The organism is Priestia megaterium (assembly GCF_046599315.1).
In the GTDB taxonomy this organism is placed as follows: Bacteria; Bacillota; Bacilli; order Bacillales; family Bacillaceae_H; genus Priestia; species Priestia megaterium_F.
In genome coordinates this window covers 39,357-59,579 of the sequence record NZ_JBKIKC010000002.1, presented here as the reverse complement: position 1 = coordinate 59,579, position 20,223 = coordinate 39,357, and the positions used below count along the sequence as shown (strand labels likewise).

Here is a 20,223-nt window from a genome sequence, read left to right as displayed (position 1 = left end):
CTTACTTTGTAGAAAAAAACTGTGTATTTGTCGTCAGTTAGAGTGAAAGATAAAACTTTGATTTTTATAAAAGAGTTTAACTATTTACTCTTCATTGTGAAGAATGTCTATTACGTCTTTTTAATGAATATTATATTATCAAAGATATATTAACATTAACTATTTTTGAATTTTCCATTCGATTATTATAAATAAAACAATATTTCAAAAGGTAAATAGAAGATAGATTGATATATTAAAAGTAGTAAAATTGGCTATTTGTCTACAACTTGTGTAGATATTGTAATCACAGATATGTTATAGATACTTTAATATTTACACATCGTTTATATATGTGAAAAAGAAAAAGCAACCTCCTTTTAATGTGGTTAAAGGGAGGTTGTTTTTTGATGTGCGTATGCACTCCTGATAATTGGTGTTGTGGTAACAAGGTTTGCTAAGGTCGGTATATCAGTAATGGAAATCAGTTTTTTTAGTGCCAACTACCATTAAATGTTAAATTTAACATTACCAAGCCATTTTACGAAGTCAGGCGCCCTATGTGAAAAGAACACACTCTCTTTCGTATCTAACGTAGTAATTGTTTCCATATCTTCTTGTCTTAGTTCAAAGTCAAAGATGTTGAAGTTTTCGGTGATTCTTTCTTTATGAATTGACTTTGGAATTGCAACGATTTCCCTCTGTGTCAACCAACGTAGAATCACCTGGGCAACGGACTTATTATAATTTTTGGCTATTGATACTAATACTTCATTTTGAAACATATTGTTTTTTCCTTCAGCAAACGGACCCCAAGACATTATCTGAATATTGTTCTCTTTCATGAGATTATGACTTTCTATTTGTTGGCAGAAAGGATGTGTTTCAACTTGGTTTACTGCTGGTACTACTTTATTATGACTAATTAAATCTACCAAACGGTCTGAATAGAAATTGCTGACTCCAATTGCTCTAATCTTACCTTCACGATACAATTCCTCCATAGCACGCCAAGAGCCATATACATCACCAAATGGCTGATGAATTAAATATAAATCGATATAATCTACTTGTAGTCGTTCCAACGACTTTGCAAATGCTTTTTTTGCCTTCTCATAACCCGCATCCTGAATCCAAAGTTTTGTTGTAATAAATATTTCTTCTCTTGAGATCCCACTTCGTTTAATTGCTTCTCCGACTGCTTCTTCATTCATGTAAGCCGCAGCTGTATCAATTAGGCGATAACCAGCGATAAGGGCATCATAGACAGCCTGTTCACATTGCTTTGCATCTTCAATTTGATAAACCCCAAATCCTAATATTGGCATCTCTACACCGTTGTTTAAGATTACTTTTTGCATATCCAATTCCTCCCTATGGTTCATTCTATTTCATCCTCTTAAGTTGAGGTTTATACATTCAGCACTCTTGTGCTATAGATAGACTACCACCTTCGAGTAACACGAAGTCAATAGGTTTTAATTATTTCTTAAGCAGGCTTCACCACATTTAAAGTAAAAGAAATGACTAGTCTACTCAATTTCATCAAATATTTGTAAAAGTATACATAAAGAAAAAAGCACAAATCCGTTCAGTAACAAATAGTTTGTGCTTTTTTCTTTATAGCGAAATCTAAAAGGGATTAAACAGGAATACGAGTTAGTAAATCAAAGTATTATTAAGCCACGTAGAATCCTTTAGCTATTACTATTGGGAGAAAAAGTAGAAGGGACAGTATAAATTTCTCTCCTTCTCTTTTATTTAGATTTTTCTAAACTGGCCTAAAAAACGGTACTTCTAATCACAGTACTCATTAACTTTGGGGCGCTTTACCCTGTATTTCATTTTTTGACCAGGTCCCAGGATTCATGTTATCTGGGACTACATTATTCATAATATCACGGTAGTGACCCACTTTGTTTACCATAAATTCTGCTCTTTGTTTCGCTTCTTCTAACTGAGCAAAAGCCTTGTCTCTTTGTTCTAACAGTATCTCATAACGTTGGGGAATAGTAGATTCGCCTTCCAGACATAAATCTACATAAGTTTTGATGGCCTCGACTGACATACCACTTTGTTTCAAATATTTTGCACCTCTAAGCCAATTAATGGATTGTTGATCAAAAAGTCGATTATTATTTTTATCACGCTGCAAACTTGGAACTAATCCTTTATCTGTATAGTAGCGAACCGTATGCTCAGTCAGGTCAAGGAGTTTAGCCACTTCTTTTACCGTGTACATTAGTAAGTCCTCCTTAAAAAATCATGTGAAAGTTTCTCAAAAAATTCTTGACTTCGCGCTACACGAAGGTAGTAGGCTTATCTTAGCACAAAGGCATTGAAGTTGTCATTTTAATATGAGAAATATAGCAATTTCGGCCCATTGGGTGGCCACTTTAGTGAAACCCTACAAAAAGGGAGGATGATATATGGAGTAAAAAACGTAAGTTATTCATTCGTAAAAAGAAGGAGTCTAGAATAGTTCAAGGTAAATCACAAAGTATATACCAATATATTATTAATTAATGAAAGTTGGGGATAGATTTTTATGTCTAAACGAAATAATTTTCTTATCTTTATATTAACAATCGGAGTTTTCGGCATTTTAACGACTGAAATGGGCGTTGTTGGGATATTACCTTTAATCGCTGACCACTATCATATTAGTGTATCTCAAGCAGGGCTTTTAGTAAGCCTCTTTGCACTTGCAGTTGCAATTTCTGGTCCTATACTGCCACTATTATTTTCAGGTATAAATCGCAAGAAAGTCATGTTGCTTGTCCTTGCCATTTTTATCGTAAGTAACATTATATCTATGTTTGCATCAAACTTTACCATATTACTAATTGCTCGTGTAGTTCCAGCATTTTTCCATCCCATTTATTGTTCATTAGCTTTGACAGTGGCTGCTACCTCATTTAGCAGAGAAGAAGCTCCAAAGGCTGTTTCGAAAGTAATTCTGGGAGTGACTGCAGGTATGATACTGGGGGTACCCATTACGAATTATATTGCTAGTACAACTTCCCTAGAAATCGCCATGTTATTCTTTGCTACCGTAAACGCAGTGGCATTCATAGCTACATTGGTGTTTATTCCATCCATGCCCGTTAAAGAACGACTTTCTTATGGGTCTCAAGTGAGCATATTAAAAAGACCTCTAATTTGGTTAGCTATTCTAACGGTCATCTTTATAGGTTCCGCAACTTCGAGCGTGAATACTTTCATAACAGAATACCTTGAAACTGTTACGAATATATCAGGGAATATCTTAACTTTGGCATTATTTATATTAGGATTAGCTAGTCTAATTGGAAATCTTGTAGGTGGTAGATTACTTACGAGAAATGCTATGAAAACCGCCATAACTTTTCCCATTGTATTAGGGATGGTTCATCTACTGTCATTATTTACGGGGACATCTACCGGACCTATGATGCTTACGATTTTGTTATGGGGATTCTTATTTGCTATAGGAAATAACGTTAGTCAATATTGGATTACCTCTGCAGCCCCCGAGGCTCCTGATTTTGCAAATGGATTATTTTTATCATTTAGTAATTTAGGGGTAACCATTGGTACAGCAGTAGGTGGTTTATTTGTATCGGGAATGGGAGCACAATACATTGTATTGGGAGGGCTGCTATTCCTGATATTGAGTTTAGTATCTATTTTAATAAGAAAATATATGTTTGATTTCAAAAAATACCTTTCAACAGAAGGGATGAAATGAACTACAGTTTAGGAAGGTTAAAAATTATTTAATATCTCTAAGCGACAGCTTGATTTAAATATAATTAATATTAGAAAAGACAGGCTAAATAAAACTAGTCTGTCTTTTTATATGAGAATTTATTCTATCTTTACATTAATATCCATTGAAAGTATTAACTACGTGTTACTCGAAGGTGATAGACTTATATTCGATCAAGTTACTCAATTTGTCAATATAAGTAGCAAAACACATAAATGGGACAAATAGGAATGACTTGATTTATAACTGTAAAGGATAGGAGGAGCTTATAAAAAAGAACCGTATTAATTTAAAAATTTGTTTAGTAAATAAGCTAAGAGGATTGAAAAACAGTTATCACATGAGATAGGAAGGGTTATTCGTTGAATAAGATTCAATAAAATTATGACTATGGGAAAGGAAGGAATTATCAATGGAATATATGAAGCTTGGAAATACTGGATTAGATGTATCTCGTCTTTGTCTTGGGTGTATGGGTTTTGGGGATGCTGAAAATTGGGTACATCCATGGGTGCTTGACGAAGAAAAGAGTCGTCCTATTATTAAATAAGCTCTTGGTCTTGATATTAACTTCTTTGATACAGCAAATGTATACTCACATGGAGTAAATGAAGAAATTCTGGGACGTGCTCTAAAGGATTATACCAATCGTGATGAAATTGTCATTACAACTAAGGTACACCAACCCATGCATAAAGGACCTAATGGCTTTGGTCTTTCTCGAAAAGCCATTATGAGTGAAGTCGATAAGAGTCTGAAACGTCTTGGAACGGATTATATAGACCTTTATATTATACCGTTGGGATTACAATACTCCCATTGAAGAGACAATGGAAGCATTACATGACGTTGTAAAGGCTGGAAAAGCAAGTTACATTGGTGCTTCTGCCATGTACGCATGGCAGTTTCAAAAAGCATTGCATGTAGCTGAGAAAAACAAGTGGACTAAATTTGTATCCATGCAGAACCACTTAAACCTTCTATACCGTGAAGAAGAACGAGAGATGTTACCCCTTTGCAAAGAAGAAAAAATTGGAGTAACTCCATATAGCCCACTTGCATCCGGAAGATTGACACGTGATTGGGCAGAAGCAACCTATCGTTCTAAAATAGATGAAATTCAAAAGTCTAAATATGATGGAACCATAGAAGCAGATCAGTTAGTAGTGAAGCAAGTGGCATCAATCGCAGAAAAACATAGTGTTCCACGTGTTCATGTTGCACTTGCATGGTTGTTGCAAAAAGAACAAGTAACAGCTCCTATCATTGGTGCAACAAAAATATCCCATTTAAAAAATGCTGTAGATGCTCTATCTGTTAAGTTAACGCCTGAAGAAGTTGCATTTTCAGAAGAATCTTATATTCCTCACCAAGTAGTGGGTCATAACTAATCAATAACGCATCGGGTCAATGGATTCGATGCGTTATTTTTATTATTCATTAAATTAAAGGTTTAATTTTAATAATTTTTGTTGGGGCATTAGTTAACATAAAACCTTTAAAGGAACCAACCAGAAAAAAATCCCTTGTCACGCACGAAGGATTTCAAAAGGGTCCCTATTATGAATTATGAGGTTTTTATATATCCTTGATATGACTACATTTACTCGACACCCAAGTAGGAGGAGGGTGTATAAAAAGTATACCTTTTATACATATGCTCGTCCCTATAAAAATAGCCTAATTGGGAAATTCAACGAATTAGAACCCTAACTATAAAGGTTCTTTTTTTGGGTTCCATAAAAGTGATGATAGAAGCCACTTTTTTTAAAACAGTTCTACTTTATTCAAAAGCACCATATATTCCAATACTTAAGTGGTACATTGAAATATATAAGAAAAGATAATGGGGAACAAGAAGTACCTAAAGATAAGGCAAATGTAGAAGTCACATCAAATAGGATAATATATCTCAAAGGTAGCTTAGCCATTAAGCAAGGGGACAATACGATTCAATGCTAGCCATTTAAAAAGTTTATGAGGATTAAAAAAGAGCCATAATATAAAAAACCTTGTTTTAATAGAGGGAGGAAATATTAAAATGATCAATATTAAAAAAGATACGAACACTTTTTATATAGGAGAGCAGGATAAAAAAGATGCTGAAATACATTATGTTCCAACTGGAAAAGATAAAATTATAGTGGATCACACATTTGTTTCAGACAGTCTGCGAGGTCAAGGAGTTGGAGAAGCACTAGTTAAAAGAATAGTCGAATTTGCTCGGGAAGAAGGGAAAAAGATTATCCCAACATGTTCTTTTGTAAAGGGTAAAATTGAACGTAATAAAAATTATCATGACGTTTTAGCAAAATAATCATATCCCTGTGAAGTGGACAATGGTAAAAAAGCCTCTTCTTCAGCTTTCAGGATAGTAGTTGATAGTAAGCCGAAGAAGGAGCCTGTATATATAATACGTTTCCAGTTTACATAATGTCTCTTCAAAGAAGCAAGCATGCAAAAGAATCCTTGGGGCGGGAGGACTCCGCTGAGGATTCTTTTTCCGGAATATCAAACTTTTTATACATCGTTGATATGACTACATTTTTTGGATAGTTGAAAGAAACGAGAATGTATAAAAAGTACATCTTATATATGTATGCATGTATGTAAATGTGGGAAATATAGCCTTTATAGCAAAAATGTGCTATAAATGATTTGCATCGATTTTAACACGTTTATAAGTGTGAACCCTGACAAAAAGCTACCTCGCTTGCCATACCGAGGTAGCTTTTTATAAAACTAGATATGAAATGTGTGTGTTTTAGCAAATTAATTATAACATATTTTCTTCATGAAAGCGATTTATTATAAGAATAGGCATATGTATAAAAGCTGCATAATTTATAATCATAACCTTTCTCAAATCCTTTGTTTTCAAGGGATTCTTTTTGGTTTGGATTCCAGAAAGAATGATTATGGTAACTAAAAAAGTAATATATTACTTTTCTATACTGATCACGACTGATCACGTGATTTTTCTTGAGTATAAATCAGCTCTTAAAATCATCTAATCTAGTGAAAAATCCCTGAAGAAAATCATAAAATAACTTTTCCGTTGGAAGTAGTTCTCGTTCTTTTGGGGTGATAACGCCTACACTCCTTGTTACATTTGGTTCAACTAATGGTATTTTCACTGTTGAGCGTGGCAAGCTATCGACTAGCGTGACTTCTGGCATAAGTGTTACACCTAAACCAGCAGAAACGAGCCCTTTCAACGCATCGATATCATCCCCCTCAAAGGCAACATTTGGTGTGAAGCCAAGATTCTGACAAGCATTCACAACAATATCTCGAAAGACAAAACCCTCAGGTAATAAAACAAACGGGTCTTCTACTAGTTCTTGCAGCTTTACGGAGGATTCTTTTGCAAGGCGGTGGTGAATTGGCAAAAGAGCCACAATATTTTCCGTGAATAATACTTTTTGTTGAAGTTTTTTTTCTTTGAGAGGAAGTGGGCCTATCAGACCAAGATTAAAATCTCCTTTAATCACACCTTCAATTAATTCGTGGTAAAGCGCTTGTTTTAACTGAAATTTTGCTTCCGGATAGCGCAATCTAAATGCATAGATTACAGTTGGTAATGTATACGCTGCTAAACTTATCGGAAAAGTAATGCGTATTGTTCCTTTTTCAGGATCTAAATATTCCTTAACCTCACGTCGCGCATCGTCTATCACATTCATGGCATGTTTCATTCGTTCAAAAAATATTTTTCCAATTGGCGTTAAATGTACTCTTCTTCCTTCTCTGATAAACAAATCAACTTCTAATTCATTTTCTAAATTTGCTATTTGTCGACTTACCGAGGATTGTGCTACATGTAAAGAATGGGCGGCTTCAGTTACGTGTTCGCGTGTAGCAACCTCCATAAAATAACGGATTTGTCTAAAGTCCATTTTATATCCTCCTCATTAATTAATGCATAAAACACATTGATGTTATCGTTTCTTTATATTGATTCGATCATTATTTCAATTATAAAATATTTTATAATAACAACTCTAAAAAATTACGACAAATTTTTAAAATTTTCATTATAAATAAATTAATAGGAGACGGATAAGTATGATAACAATTGAAAAAAAGCAATCGGCGGATACAGAAAGCGTGCAGAATTATGTTAATCAAGTATTTGAAACAGTAAAAAAACGAAATCCAAGTGAAAGTGAGTTTCATCAGGCAGTCAAAGAAGTATTCGATTCTTTAATACCTGTTCTCGTTAAAAACCCTCAGTATATTAACCAAGCTATTCTGGAGAGAATCGTTGAACCTGAGAGAGTCATCTCTTTTCGTGTACCGTGGGTCGATGATCAGGGAAATGTTAAAGTTAATCGAGGATTTCGAGTCCAATATAGTAGCGCAATTGGTCCATATAAAGGTGGATTAAGATTTCATCCATCTGTCAACGCAAGTATTATTAAATTTTTAGGATTTGAGCAAATTTTTAAAAACTCTTTAACTGGTCAACCAATTGGTGGAGGTAAAGGCGGTGCTGATTTTGATCCTAAAGGAAAATCAGATGGGGAAATAATGCGCTTTTGTCAAAGCTTTATGCTAGAACTTAGTAAATATATCGGACCTGATACAGATGTTCCTGCAGGTGACATTGGTGTAGGAAGTAAAGAAATTGGCTTTTTGTTTGGGCAATATAAAAAAATGCGTGGCAACTTTGAAGCAGGCGTTCTAACAGGAAAAGGCCTTGGTTATGGTGGAAGTTTAGCTCGTAAAGAAGCAACTGGATATGGAACAGTTTACTTTGTTGAAGAAATGTTAAAAGATAAGAATCTTAGCTTTAAAGGCAGTACAGTTGTTGTGTCAGGGTCAGGAAATGTCTCCATTTATGCAATTGAAAAAGCGATGCAGCTAGGGGCTAAAGTGGTGGCGTGCAGCGATTCGAATGGTTATATCTATGACAAAAATGGTCTTAACTTAGAGACAGTTAAACGCATTAAGGAAGTAGAAAAGAAACGTATAAGTACTTATGTAACTGATCATCCCGAAGCGGTTTACGTGGAAAGTTGTAATGGAATTTGGACAGTACCATGTGATATTGCTTTACCATGTGCTACTCAAAATGAAATCGATCAAAACTCTGCAGAATTATTAGTTTCCAATGGAGTAAAAGCAATTGGTGAAGGTGCAAATATGCCATCTACATTAGAAGCTGTCGAGATTTTCTTAGAGAACAATATTTTATTTGCCCCTGCTAAAGCAGCAAATGCTGGTGGTGTTTCTGTATCAGCATTAGAAATGGCTCAAAATAGCACTAGGCTCTCTTGGACTTTTGAAGAAGTCGATAACAAATTACATGCAATTATGAAAAGTATGTACCAAAATAGCAAGAAAGCTGCCCAAAAATACAATGCTCCTGGTAATCTGGTCATAGGTGCAAATATTGCCGGATTTATAAAAGTGGCTGATGCTATGATTGAACAAGGTGTTATTTAATACTTCATTAGGAGAATATACTAATATGGATATCTTATATTTAAAGGCTGTCAGTAATGGGTGATTTATACATAGTTTCTATAATTATGATTGCTAGTTTAGTTGTACTCTCATATGCACTCAGTAGAAAAAAACCTACTATTAAATATATAGCACCTCTAATTGTAGGAGTGATTAGTGTAGGTGTTGTTGCCGTAAGTTTCCTTATCGGAGGATGGACCGGTATGAGAGTAGGGACAATTAGCTTTACTGCTTTTACTTCATCACTTATCTCCCTACTAATTATATCTATAGCTGAATCTGTAAAAAGAAAATTCAGTAAAAATATTCACCAATAAGTATGTATAATATATAAAGTCAGTTTATATAGTGCGAACGATTGGTATAAAAAGAGGCCGTCAAATAATGCTAAATATAAAAGCCCTTTAAAACTTCAGTTCTAAAGGGCTTTTATATTTCTGTATTATTTAGAAGTTACATATTCATTTTTTCCTGCTCCCATACCCGCAATAAAAATAAGGACTGAAACTAAAACTAACATCAGTAAAGGAATATTCCAGCTATGTGTAATGTCGTGTAGACCTCCAAATAACACAGGCCCTACAGCAGATAAAAGATAACCGAATGATTGAGCCATGCCGGATAATTCTGCTGCCTCGTTAGTACTTTGCGTACGTAAACTAAAAAACATCATAGCTAAACTAAACACAAACCCAACTCCAATTCCAACCATAATAATCCATAATGGGATAAGGAGTGTATTTCCGTACAAGATGCCGAATAATCCTCCAATAAGCAAAACAGCTGGAATGACTATTAATAAACGTTGATCTTGCAAACGGCCAGCTAAAATAGGAACGAGGAAGGTAATAGGAAGTACAGCAAGCTGCATTAACGATAACATCCAGCCAGCGTCATGAGTATTCAATCCTTTTTGTTCAAGAATTTCCGGCATCCATGTAATAACTGTATAGAAGATAAAGGATTGAAATCCCATAAATAATGTGACATTCCATGCTAATTTAGAACGCCATAAGTTAATAGATTCAACCTTTTGCGCTGTTTGGTGAGACTTCGTAGACTTATGTCGATTTCGCAATTGCGGTAACCAAATGAAAATGGTAAGAAGAGATAAAATTCCCCAACATCCAAGGGCTCCGGTCCATCCTAAACCTGATACTGAAGAAAGAGGAATACTTATACCAGATCCAATAGCGCCGCATAAATTCATAGAAACTGCATAAATTCCTGTCATCATGCCTATCTTTTGTGCAAAGTTATGTTTAATTAGACTAGGTAACAATACATTTCCAATAGCAATAGATAAACCAATTAAGACCGTTCCTACAAATAATGTTTCTACTCCACCAAAAGAGCGTATTCCAATTCCAATTGTTAATAAGGTTAAGGAAATGAATAGCGTAAACTCCATGCCAAAACGTCGAGCTAACTTGGGAGCAAAAGGAGATAGGAATGCAAAAGCTAGTAAAGGCACTGTAGTTATTGTTCCTGCTAAAGTATTAGATATTCCTAAACTGTCACGAATAGAAGCTACCAGTGGGCCCACAGATGTTAAAGGGGCTCTGAGATTAGCTCCAATTAGGATAATGCCTATAATCAGTAATCCTATTTTAGGCTTTATATTTAGTTTTGGTTGTTCTAGTTGATTTGTTGTGTGTGGAATACCCATGATAGTTATAGACCCTCCGTATTTAATCCTAAAGTTTTTAAAATTGAGTAATATATTCATTCACTGTGTAGATTGCCATGGTAGCATCGACAAGTTTACAAAGTAGGTTCAAATAAAAATCGGTATGAGAACTTACTTCAACTATATGATGACCAGATGTATGTAAAGAATCTATCATATGGTCATATAAATCAATTAACATACGATTTATGTAATGCTTCTAACATTGCTTTATGCGACTGGATGTCAGATTTTTCATAAGCTTTTCCCTGCTTTGTTTGTAGTCGACCAGTATGTACGAGAGATGGTATAGCCTCTCTCAATGTATTTCGGCTCACTTCAAATTGTTGCATCAATTTCGTTTCAGAAAGGATCTGTCTTCCATTTCCCCATATACTCTATATTCATTTAAGGATTCGATTTGAGAAACAACTTGTTCTACAAGTGACATACGATTTGCCTTTAATATATCAACTGTACATACCTCTAATTTTTAGGGGGATTAGTTCATTGGTTATTTTAGCACATATATATGAGAGTATAAATATGGCTGCGGTATTAGACAGCTAAATGTATAAATACTAATACTTTGAGCAAACTATTCAGGATATCTAAACGGCATCTTCTTTAATACATATAATATACAAAACAAAGCTAATATAATGCAGACTCTCTCCAGTTATTTGTTTACATAACGCTCCTGTTAAAAATCTAGTGCCATGAATAACACTTTAAACACTTTGTACGTTATTCATTTAATTTCTAACATAAGGAAATAAAAATCTTAGAGAATCAACTGAGTGTATAAATCTATACATTACATTTATCCGTGTTCCAAGAGAGAAGAAGATTCTAATGAAAGGAGAGCGTAAAGTGGAAATCATCGAAGTAAGCTGGCGTACAATATTATTATATGTTGTTATTATTATTATTTTTCGTTTTATTGGCCAACGAGGCATAAATCAGCTAAATGTCATTGACCTTGTTGTTGTGCTTATGATAAGTGAACTTGGAGTTGTTGCAATTGAGGATACGGGAGAGTCTTTACTACATCAACTTGTACCAATTCTTATATTAACACTTATCCAAATAGGTCTTACCTATATCCAATTAAAAAGTCAAAAGTTACGCAGAGTACTAGATGGGCAACCTATTATTGTAATAAGACAAGGAAAGATTGATGAAAAGCAGATGAAGAAATCACGTTATAATTTAGATGACTTACTTTTACAACTTCGGGATAAAAATATAGGAGATATCCGTGAGGTAGATTATGCAATACTAGAGCCTTCGGGTACATTATCTGTATTTAAAAAATCAGAAAGCAAAGATAACTCGGGATCTATATTTTTACTTCCCCTTGTTATTGATGGGATAATTCAAGAAAAGCATTTAAATCTAATAAATAAAAGCTCTTCTTGGCTTTTCAACGAATTGAAAAAAAGAGGATACAAAGACGTGAAACGTATTTTATATTGTAGTTTTTTAAATGGGCAACTTTTTGTGGATATAAAAAATGAATAATAAGTACAGATATGCAAGTGTGGTGATTAATGGATGATAGTGGAAGTTTAAGACAAAAATGGGTGTGAATATGGCCATTTCTTTAGAAATTCATAAATTGCTGAAGCTATTGAAAACAAGATTTTTAAAAGCTTTAATACCCGTTATCGCACTACGTGCAAGTGTATTGATTGCTATATTAAAAAATGAAGAAGTTTTGTTTTAAGATCTTAAATATAGAAGAGCAGACACTATTTAGCGTCTGTTTTTTTATAATTTTACGGACATCGTATTCTCTATTATTTGAATGTAAAAACTTTTTTCACGCTCAAATTATTATCTCTATACAAAGAAAATTGATATTTTCCTGCAGAGAGTTTCCCTGGACTAATTTTGAATTTATCTCCCGAAGTACCCTCGTCATTAGGAATAGTTTCTTCCATATACAGCGTAAAAACAGAAAAAGCTACTAGACTCAACAGTAGCTTTTTTCTGTTTCTTGAAAGGTTGTCGTAAAGTGATGACCTAATCTATCCCGGATAGTTTGCTTATAATAAGTAAATTGATTCATAACGGGCTAGTTACCTAAGAGTGAGCTAATCAATATGCTGTAATTGCCAGAGAAATATGGCATTGGCATGTCTTATGTGAGTTAGATTAATTAAAAAATAAAGAAATTTATCTCTTTAAAAATAACAAAAACAGAGAGAAAAGTAATAGGATGAACCCCATAGATCTAGAGAGAGTAATAGGGTTTTCCTGTGCACCGAATAATCCAAAGTGATCAATAATTAAACCGATTATTACTTGGCCAACCATTGCTGCGACAATCGTAGAGGCTGTTCCGATTTTAGGAATGCATAAAATTGTTACAAAAATATATGCAGCCCCAAGAACACCCACAAACAGTTTCCATTTAGGAAAAGAGGAAATGGCAGATGGATCTCCTTTTCCTAAAAATATCATTAATAAAAGTAAAGCCGCAGCCCCCACAGAGTACGCTAAAAAAGCAACCTCTATCGTACCTATCTTTTTTCCCAATTGACTGTTAACCCCTGCTTGAAAGGCTAAGCCAGCTCCACCGGCAATACTTAATAATAAAAATAACCAATTATTCATTTTCATTTTTCACTCCTGCTATGAAGATAGTAGATGTTCTCAAGAATGATTTGTTTAAGATAACATCTATACCAACCATTTTTTTGTCAATCTAAATCCTATATAATATAGATTAATTTCATTGTAATGGAAGGTTCATATGAAAAGAATTGAATATATTTGATGGCTGGTATTAATAAAAATCATATCGAAAGTGAGAGCTATACTTTGGAACTTAGTGATTTGGAAGTATTTAAAATAGTCGCCGACGAAAAGAGCATTTCCCAAGCTGCCAAAAGGCTTAATTATGTTCAATCTAATGTCACGGTGAGGATTAAACGATTAGAAACAGAATTACGAACACAATTGTTTTACCGTCATGCAAGAGGTGTTACATTAACGTCTACAGGTAAGACATTGCTGATTTATACAGATAAGTTATTTTCCGTCCTGGAGGAAGCGAAAAATGCAATTTATAGCGATGAGATACCGCGTGGTTCCTTAACGATAGGGAGCATTGAAAATGTAGCTGCTATCAGACTGTCTGAGTTGCTGACTTCCTTTATGACCCAAGTTCCACAAGTTGATTTATCCCTAAAGGGTGGGACGACGGAGACCTTGATCAATGAGGTATTGGAATATAAATTGGATGGTGCGTTTGTTACAGGTCCTGTAACTCATCCAGATCTGGTTCAATATACATTCCGAGAAGAAGAATTAGTGTTAATTACCGATAAAGTACACTCTAAAATAGAGTCGTTTAAGGATATTAGTCAAAGAACGATTCTTACTTTAGAGCAAGGTTGTAAGTATAAGAAACGTTTTGAAACATGGATGGAAACGGAAGGCTTGTATCCGAAAAAGAGAATGCGGTTCTCTTCCTTAGAAGGAATTGTTGGCTGCGTAAAATCTGGTCTTGGAATATCACTCTTATCAAAATCTTATGTTAGCCGTCTACCTATAAAAGAAGAACTGAACCTATACCCTATTCCTAAGGAATATTCGGGCATAGTAACTGTCTTTATACATAGAAAGGATGTTTTATTAACTCGAGCACTTCAGGAATTTAAAAATTGGTTTGAGCTAGGGTAAACGGGGAGCTGTTTTTTTGATGTGTACCAATGTCGTGGTCTTTCTATAAAATCCATTACGTAAATTTACTTATAATAAATTACGCTTAATAAAAGAAGAATCCTTTGCTAATAAAAACAAAGGATTTTCAAATTTATTGGAATAGGGAAATACATTATTAGTCTGGCCAGATTTGTAGATTCATATACATATAAATTTAAAAAAAATATTGTAATCGACTCTACTTAGAAAAAAGCAACCTTTTTCTTTCACTTGTGTGTCATGATTCATTAAGTAAATACTAAATTACTTTATATATTATTGAAGTTTTATTATTTACGCTTAGTGACGACAAAAACTCACAATTTTTCTACAAAACATATAAATGATAAAATGAAATGTAGAGTTAGTGTATTATGTTATCGATATGTTAAAAAGTGAAACTAAACGTAATAACTATCACAGGAACTCAAAAGAAAGCACCTTTACTTAAGGTGCTTTCTTTTTGGTTTATTTAATTCATTTTGCAGTATATTTAATGCATTTTCCATCTTTATCATATAGTTCTTATCGTTACTAGAACATTGAAACGAAATATCATTAGTTCCATTGGTACTTAGTAAACTTTTTTCTTCTAGGAGATTAGACAGTCTTTCTACAGTACCTTTACTGCCATCAATAAGTTGAATATGAGAGGGGAGCAAATCTTTTAATACAGGCTTGTAATAAGGGAAATGAGTGCAACCTAATACAACCGTACCATATTGATTTAAATTAAATCCTTCTAGCTTTGAACTAAAATACGTACTTAATTCATCCCAATTAAAGTTTAGATCTTCACAGAATTCAACTAATTCTGGAAGAGGTAATGGGTCAACAATTGAATCCTTATCAATTCTAGTAATTAATTTTCTATATTTCAATTCTTTTAATGTTAAGTCTGTAGCAAAAACAAGCACTCTTTTATCCATTGAACTACTCAATTTAATAGCAGGCTTTGCAGCAGGCTCCATTCCGACGATTGGGATATCGTAAATAGACCTCAATTCATTAATAGAGATGCTAGTAGCTGTATTACAAGCGATAACAAGTGCTTTAACCTCTTGTTTAAGAATATCTTCTACTGCAGTTTGCACATGTTTATTTACTTCTTCTTTTTTCTTGGTTCCATATGGGACGTTGCGTGTATCAGCATAATATAAAAAATCTTCTTTTGGAAAATGTTTTATTGCTTCATTTAATACCGATATTCCTCCAATGCCAGAGTCAAAAAAACCAATTCTCATGTTGTTCACCTTACAATTCAAATATTTTTTCATATCATTTATTATACCTTTAGAGTAAATGATTGAATAGGAAAAGCCCAATTCTATAGATCCAAACGATAATCACTGTAGAAAGAGTCTCATTTGCTGATTTAACTATAATTGAGTATTTTTAGAATATTTTTTGCTTGTTGCATAGTAGCTGTTACTATATCTGCTGCTGTTTTATCTGGTTCTAATAGCCTTGTACTTTGACCACACCATAAAGACATATACTCTTTATTACCTAACTTAGCTGCAGCTTTTCGAATATCTCCCGTAATTGTATTTTGTGTAGGAAAACATAACGGTTGAATCTTAGAAGTTTCGAACTCCTTAATAAAAGTATTGGCTATTCCTCTTGCGGGACGACCTGAAAAATGTCTAGTAAGAATCGTACTTTCTTCATTACTTTCGTGAAGAGCCTCTTTATAACAAGGATGTGCTCCAGATTCTTGTGTTGCTAAAAAGGCAGTTCCCATTTGTACACCACTCGCACCCAAAGCTAAGGCTGCAATTAGTCCTCTTCCATCCATAATTCCACCAGTTGCGATGACGGGAACACTCACTTGATCTACTACTTGAGGTACAAGTGAGAAAAGCCCAATATTCGCTCCATTCGGGTGTTCATTCACATCAAATGTCCCCCGATGACCACCTGCTTCACTTCCTTGCGCTATAATCACATCTGTACCGTGTTCTTGTGCGGCTAATGCTTCTCTCACGGTTGTAACCATTGTCATAACTTTCATATTATTTTCTTTTGCTATTTTCATTGCGTAAGGTGGAAGAATGCCAAAAGCTGTGCTTACTACAGGAACTTGTTCTTCTATTAATACTTTAAATTGCTCTTTAAATAAATTTTTAGTTTTAACTTCTTGATTATCACGCTTAATATATAAAAAGCTCCTCATCTTGTCTAATACCCGCTGAACCTCTTCTAACCCACCCATATTATCTGCCATTTCAGTAGCAAAAAGATTCACAGCAAAGGGCCTTTTGGTATATTTTCGAATCTTTCTTACAGCTTGTCGGATATCCTCTGAGTGCATGTAAGCAGCACCTAATGTTCCAAGACCACCTGCTTCACATACGTTTACGATGAGATCTACTGTTGTAATTTTATCTCCCGCCATACCAGCCTGTATAATGGGTACCTTAATATCTAAAATTTCACAAACACGATTATCTAAATTCATTTTTCTCCCCCAGGTTATGAAGTAGACTACACGGATTGTATTAAGATTTAAATAAATGATGTGGTCTGGTAGTTAATTCATTTTTATTTTCATGCTTTAATCTTGATATGGGCCCTATAAAGAAAATGGATGATCCACCCGCCAATTTGTTTTATTTAAAAAGGCGTAACATTTCCTAAAAGTTAAAAAGATAACAACTAATAAAAGAGCATAACTCAGATAAACCAATCTACATTTCTTTCCCTTCCTAAATACGATAGAAAATAGAAACATCCATTTTTATTAAGAACACATGTGAGACTCATAAAAATATAATTGCACTTCATACTTCTTATAAAAGATGCTCCATATTTATCATATACGTTTTTATCCATATGGTATAATTCAAAATAAAGATATTTGCCATCACTTTAACAGATGGTAAAGAGAAATTAGGTGTGAAGAAGCATGGATATTCAATCATTGCGTATTTTTAAGGCAGTTGCTGAATATGGGAGTATCTCAAAGGCTGCAAAAGAGCTAAATTATGCACAATCTAATATTACGACTCGGATGCAGCAGTTAGAAAATAGCCTACAAACGGTCTTGTTTTATCGACACAATAAAGGAATTACACTAACAGCAAAAGGGGAATTATTAATAACCTATGCTGATAAGATTTTTCGTCTTTTAGACGAAACAAAAGAAGTAATGAGGAACGAAGAGGAGCCTCAAGGTCCGTTAGGTATTGGGTCAATGGAGACCACGGCTGCTATTCATTTACCTTGGTTTCTTTCTAGGTATCATTCTGCTTATCCGCAAGTAGATTTAAACTTAAAAACGGGACCCAGCAGTCAGCATATTGAAGCTGTATTGAATTATAAATTGGACGGTGCGTTTGTCTCTGGGCCTTTATCTCATCCTGACCTTATTACAAAAAAAGTTTTCAGTGAAGAGTTAGTGTTGGTAGGGAATTTGTTGCTTTCCCAATCCCTAAAATCCGAAAAGGTTAATAATTTAACACTTTTAGTCTTACACAAAGGTTGTTTTTATCGTGAGAAGTTTGAACATTGGTTACACCAAGAAGGAGTGAGACCTTCTAAAGTTATGGAGTTTGGGTCCTTGGACGCGCTTATGGGATGTGTAGCAGCTGGACTTGGAGTTACTTTACTGCCCCTGTCTATTGTACAAAGATACAGCTACCTGGAAGATCTTACTTATTGTCCTATTTCTGAAAAGTTTTCGTTAGTTGATACGCTTTTTATTTATCGTGCTGATGCAACCTTCTCTACGCCTCTTATTAAATTTATAGAAATGTTTCAAGAGGATCATTCTTCTATCACGTCCTAGAAAAGTAAAGTGGATTTGAATCTTCCTTATATGTATAAGGGATCTCACATAATTATAAGATGAATTTATAATCAGAAAGTTCGTACGCATAAGGAATAAATTCCACTATATTAATTGAAGTTGTAAAGTTTTATCTAATAAAAAAGCCCTTTGCTCAACAGGAGCAAAGGGCTTTTTACATATGGAAAATACAGTAGTGTATACAGCTTTATAGATTTAAATACTTACGAATAAGCTAACGCATTTGTTAGGAAATTCAAGTAAGTATTTAAACTTTAACGTACCTAGATATCTGTTATGGAGATAGCAGCTATCTGTTTTACGTATTTTATTATATATCAAAACAGAGATATGATGAAATAGCATCGTTTTTTAAGGAGATGAGAACTTGATTAAAATTTTAGTAAGCGGAATATTGTCGTTAGTTATTGCAATGGGCATTGCAAGGTTTTCCTATACGCCTATTCTACCTCTTATGCAAAGTGACATGTCATTTTCAAATAAAGTCGCCGGGTATCTTGCTGCAAGCAACTATGCCGGATATCTAGTTGGAGCTGTTTTAGTAGGAATCCTTCCTTTAAAAAAACGTAGAAAAGCAGTCTTAAGATTAAGTCTAATTCTCAGTGTAATTACGACTGCAGGCATGGGATTATTTCAAATGTATTCAGCATGGTATACTTTTCGTTTTATATCCGGCTTTTCTAGTGCATTTGTACTTGTTTTAGCTTCAAGTATTGTACTAGACAAACTTGCTGAAAAGGAAAAAACAAATTGGTCTGGGCTTTTCTATGGAGGAGTGGGAGTTGGGATTTTTCTTACTGGGATCATTATTCCTATTTTAAATGATTATTTTAAATGGGAAGGAGCATGGATTGGGCTCTCTATTCTAAGTATTATACTAACTTTCCTAGTATGGATTTGGTTAAAAGATGAGACGTCTAGTTCTACTCAGAATAAGAAGAAGGAGATACCTGCTCATGGCCCTCCAACAAAATGGATTCCTTGGTTGATTATAGCCTACGGGCTAGAGGGTCTCGGATATATTGTAACCGGTACCTTTATTATATCTATTGCGGGACAAATACCAAATTTTAATGGCGATGCAACTTTTATTTGGATGATAGTCGGTTTAGCTGCTATTCCATCTTGCATCATCTGGTCTTCACTTGCCAAGAAATTAGGGTTTGTTAAGTGCTTAATTGTTGCCCTGCTATTACAATCCTTTGGCATTGTAGTTCCGGTATTATTAATGACTGAAATGGGGTTAATTGTCAGTGCAATATTGTTTGGAGCAACATTTATGGGAATTACAACACTTGCTACAACATTAGCAAGCCGAATTAACCCAAAGAATAACAATCGCATCATTGGTTACCTCACAGCTATCTACGCCGCTGGTCAAATGATAGGACCCGTGTTTGCTGGGCACCTTGCTTCTGCTAACAATAATTACAATTTGGCCTTGATTTGGGCTGCAATCGTTGTGTTAATTGGAGCTCTCTTTTTATTAACAGGGATTCGATTTGATAACAAACCGGTTAAAATTGTGATTACAGAAAGTTCGGCAACGAATATATCTAATGATGACAAATAACTTTTACGTGTCTAATAAGCACCAATAGGACATAGTGAAGAAGGAAGTAGTAGAAAGGGAAAGAACAATTTAAAGCATTTCTTTGCTTATATATATTTGTTTGAGTCATTTTGACAACTGTAGCTTGAATAAATAAAAGATATTTATACCAGTCTTATAAGATAAAATCACTGCTATTATAGCTTTTTGAACAAAAAGGGAATCACTCTAAAAGATTTTGGAGTGATTCCCTTTCGTTTAGAGAATAAGCTGTA

General features: G+C 34.2%; 16 protein-coding genes and 1 pseudogene. 9 read left to right on the top strand and 8 right to left on the bottom strand.

Features of this window, described 5'->3' with window-relative positions; all coding sequences use genetic code 11:
• Window positions 1–488 precede the first annotated feature (488 nt).
• On the bottom strand, window positions 489–1,340 hold the full coding sequence (locus tag ACLHDF_RS07715; RefSeq protein ID WP_413918323.1) for an aldo/keto reductase: 852 nt from the start codon (window positions 1,338–1,340) through the stop codon (window positions 489–491).
• 452 nt (window positions 1,341–1,792) lie between these two features.
• Window positions 1,793–2,221 carry a MerR family transcriptional regulator gene (locus ACLHDF_RS07710; RefSeq protein ID WP_413918322.1) on the bottom strand — a complete coding sequence of 143 codons (429 nt, stop codon included), beginning with the start codon at window positions 2,219–2,221 and terminating at the stop codon, window positions 1,793–1,795.
• Between the two features lie 306 nt (window positions 2,222–2,527).
• On the opposite strand from ACLHDF_RS07710, the gene ACLHDF_RS07705 reads away from it, so the two are divergent.
• The 3 genes and pseudogenes from ACLHDF_RS07705 to ACLHDF_RS07695 all read left to right on the top strand — a co-directional run bounded on the left by ACLHDF_RS07705 (window position 2,528) and on the right by ACLHDF_RS07695 (window position 6,047).
• Entirely contained in the window at window positions 2,528–3,709 is a 1,182-nt protein-coding gene (locus ACLHDF_RS07705; RefSeq protein WP_413918321.1) for an MFS transporter, read from the top strand.
• A 433-nt stretch (window positions 3,710–4,142) separates the two neighbouring features.
• Window positions 4,143–5,121, top strand: a pseudogene (locus ACLHDF_RS07700) (aldo/keto reductase).
• Window positions 5,122–5,771: 650 nt separating this feature from the next.
• Window positions 5,772–6,047 carry a GNAT family N-acetyltransferase gene (locus ACLHDF_RS07695; RefSeq protein ID WP_413918320.1) on the top strand — a complete coding sequence of 92 codons (276 nt, stop codon included), beginning with the start codon at window positions 5,772–5,774 and terminating at the stop codon, window positions 6,045–6,047.
• 676 nt (window positions 6,048–6,723) lie between these two features.
• On the opposite strand, the gene ACLHDF_RS07690 is transcribed toward ACLHDF_RS07695, so the two are convergent.
• Window positions 6,724–7,629, bottom strand: a complete 906-nt coding sequence (locus tag ACLHDF_RS07690; protein ID WP_413918319.1) for a LysR family transcriptional regulator — start codon at window positions 7,627–7,629, stop codon at window positions 6,724–6,726.
• A 169-nt stretch (window positions 7,630–7,798) separates the two neighbouring features.
• Here ACLHDF_RS07690 and gdhA point away from each other — a divergent pair, with 169 nt between their 5' ends.
• Window positions 7,799–9,181 carry an NADP-specific glutamate dehydrogenase gene (gene gdhA / locus ACLHDF_RS07685; protein ID WP_413918318.1) on the top strand — a complete coding sequence of 461 codons (1,383 nt, stop codon included), beginning with the start codon at window positions 7,799–7,801 and terminating at the stop codon, window positions 9,179–9,181.
• A 56-nt stretch (window positions 9,182–9,237) separates the two neighbouring features.
• A complete protein-coding gene (locus ACLHDF_RS07680; RefSeq protein WP_413918317.1) occupies window positions 9,238–9,519 on the top strand; it encodes a YesK family protein in 282 nt (93 codons plus the stop codon).
• Window positions 9,520–9,644: 125 nt separating this feature from the next.
• Here ACLHDF_RS07680 and ACLHDF_RS07675 read toward each other — a convergent pair whose 3' ends face one another.
• Complete coding sequence (locus ACLHDF_RS07675) at window positions 9,645–10,871, bottom strand: CynX/NimT family MFS transporter (protein ID WP_413918316.1); 1,227 nt, start codon at window positions 10,869–10,871, stop codon at window positions 9,645–9,647.
• A 191-nt stretch (window positions 10,872–11,062) separates the two neighbouring features.
• Complete coding sequence (locus tag ACLHDF_RS07670; protein ID WP_413918315.1) at window positions 11,063–11,224, bottom strand: GntR family transcriptional regulator; 162 nt, start codon at window positions 11,222–11,224, stop codon at window positions 11,063–11,065.
• A gap of 520 nt (window positions 11,225–11,744) precedes the next feature.
• Here ACLHDF_RS07670 and ACLHDF_RS07665 point away from each other — a divergent pair.
• A complete protein-coding gene (locus tag ACLHDF_RS07665) occupies window positions 11,745–12,395 on the top strand; it encodes a DUF421 domain-containing protein (RefSeq protein ID WP_413918314.1) in 651 nt (216 codons plus the stop codon).
• A gap of 657 nt (window positions 12,396–13,052) precedes the next feature.
• On the opposite strand, the gene ACLHDF_RS07660 is transcribed toward ACLHDF_RS07665, so the two are convergent.
• Entirely contained in the window at window positions 13,053–13,499 is a 447-nt protein-coding gene (locus ACLHDF_RS07660) for a DMT family transporter (RefSeq protein WP_413918313.1), read from the bottom strand.
• A 156-nt stretch (window positions 13,500–13,655) separates the two neighbouring features.
• Here ACLHDF_RS07660 and ACLHDF_RS07655 point away from each other — a divergent pair, with 156 nt between their 5' ends.
• Window positions 13,656–14,564: a LysR family transcriptional regulator gene (locus ACLHDF_RS07655; protein ID WP_413918312.1), complete on the top strand. Its 909-nt coding sequence runs from the start codon at window positions 13,656–13,658 to the stop codon at window positions 14,562–14,564.
• Window positions 14,565–15,028: 464 nt separating this feature from the next.
• Here the strand turns inward: ACLHDF_RS07655 and murI are convergent, their stop codons facing one another.
• Window positions 15,029–15,829: a glutamate racemase gene (gene murI / locus ACLHDF_RS07650; protein WP_413918311.1), complete on the bottom strand. Its 801-nt coding sequence runs from the start codon at window positions 15,827–15,829 to the stop codon at window positions 15,029–15,031.
• Between the two features lie 131 nt (window positions 15,830–15,960).
• Complete coding sequence (locus ACLHDF_RS07645) at window positions 15,961–17,046, bottom strand: NAD(P)H-dependent flavin oxidoreductase (RefSeq protein WP_413918310.1); 1,086 nt, start codon at window positions 17,044–17,046, stop codon at window positions 15,961–15,963.
• A gap of 447 nt (window positions 17,047–17,493) precedes the next feature.
• On the opposite strand from ACLHDF_RS07645, the gene ACLHDF_RS07640 reads away from it, so the two are divergent.
• Together ACLHDF_RS07640 and ACLHDF_RS07635 are read left to right on the top strand one after the other, a co-directional pair.
• Window positions 17,494–18,375: a LysR family transcriptional regulator gene (locus tag ACLHDF_RS07640; protein ID WP_413918309.1), complete on the top strand. Its 882-nt coding sequence runs from the start codon at window positions 17,494–17,496 to the stop codon at window positions 18,373–18,375.
• A 388-nt stretch (window positions 18,376–18,763) separates the two neighbouring features.
• Window positions 18,764–19,969 carry a YbfB/YjiJ family MFS transporter gene (locus ACLHDF_RS07635; RefSeq protein WP_413918308.1) on the top strand — a complete coding sequence of 402 codons (1,206 nt, stop codon included), beginning with the start codon at window positions 18,764–18,766 and terminating at the stop codon, window positions 19,967–19,969.
• Window positions 19,970–20,223: the final 254 nt, after the last annotated feature.

Bases quoted from the DNA above. Each gene is read 5' to 3' on its own strand.
- ACLHDF_RS07715 (WP_413918323.1), bottom strand. From the start codon at position 1,340: ATGCAAAAAGTAATCTTAAACAACGGTGTAGAGATGCCAATATTAGGA.
- ACLHDF_RS07710 (WP_413918322.1), bottom strand. From the start codon at position 2,221: ATGTACACGGTAAAAGAAGTGGCTAAACTCCTTGACCTGACTGAGCAT.
- ACLHDF_RS07705 (WP_413918321.1), top strand. From the start codon at position 2,528: ATGTCTAAACGAAATAATTTTCTTATCTTTATATTAACAATCGGAGTT.
- ACLHDF_RS07695 (WP_413918320.1), top strand. From the start codon at position 5,772: ATGATCAATATTAAAAAAGATACGAACACTTTTTATATAGGAGAGCAG.
- ACLHDF_RS07690 (WP_413918319.1), bottom strand. From the start codon at position 7,629: ATGGACTTTAGACAAATCCGTTATTTTATGGAGGTTGCTACACGCGAA.
- gdhA (WP_413918318.1), top strand. From the start codon at position 7,799: ATGATAACAATTGAAAAAAAGCAATCGGCGGATACAGAAAGCGTGCAG.
- ACLHDF_RS07680 (WP_413918317.1), top strand. From the start codon at position 9,238: ATGGGTGATTTATACATAGTTTCTATAATTATGATTGCTAGTTTAGTT.
- ACLHDF_RS07675 (WP_413918316.1), bottom strand. From the start codon at position 10,871: ATGGGTATTCCACACACAACAAATCAACTAGAACAACCAAAACTAAAT.
- ACLHDF_RS07670 (WP_413918315.1), bottom strand. From the start codon at position 11,224: ATGCAACAATTTGAAGTGAGCCGAAATACATTGAGAGAGGCTATACCA.
- ACLHDF_RS07660 (WP_413918313.1), bottom strand. From the start codon at position 13,499: ATGAAAATGAATAATTGGTTATTTTTATTATTAAGTATTGCCGGTGGA.
- ACLHDF_RS07655 (WP_413918312.1), top strand. From the start codon at position 13,656: ATGGCTGGTATTAATAAAAATCATATCGAAAGTGAGAGCTATACTTTG.
- murI (WP_413918311.1), bottom strand. From the start codon at position 15,829: ATGAGAATTGGTTTTTTTGACTCTGGCATTGGAGGAATATCGGTATTA.
- ACLHDF_RS07645 (WP_413918310.1), bottom strand. From the start codon at position 17,046: ATGAATTTAGATAATCGTGTTTGTGAAATTTTAGATATTAAGGTACCC.
- ACLHDF_RS07640 (WP_413918309.1), top strand. From the start codon at position 17,494: ATGGATATTCAATCATTGCGTATTTTTAAGGCAGTTGCTGAATATGGG.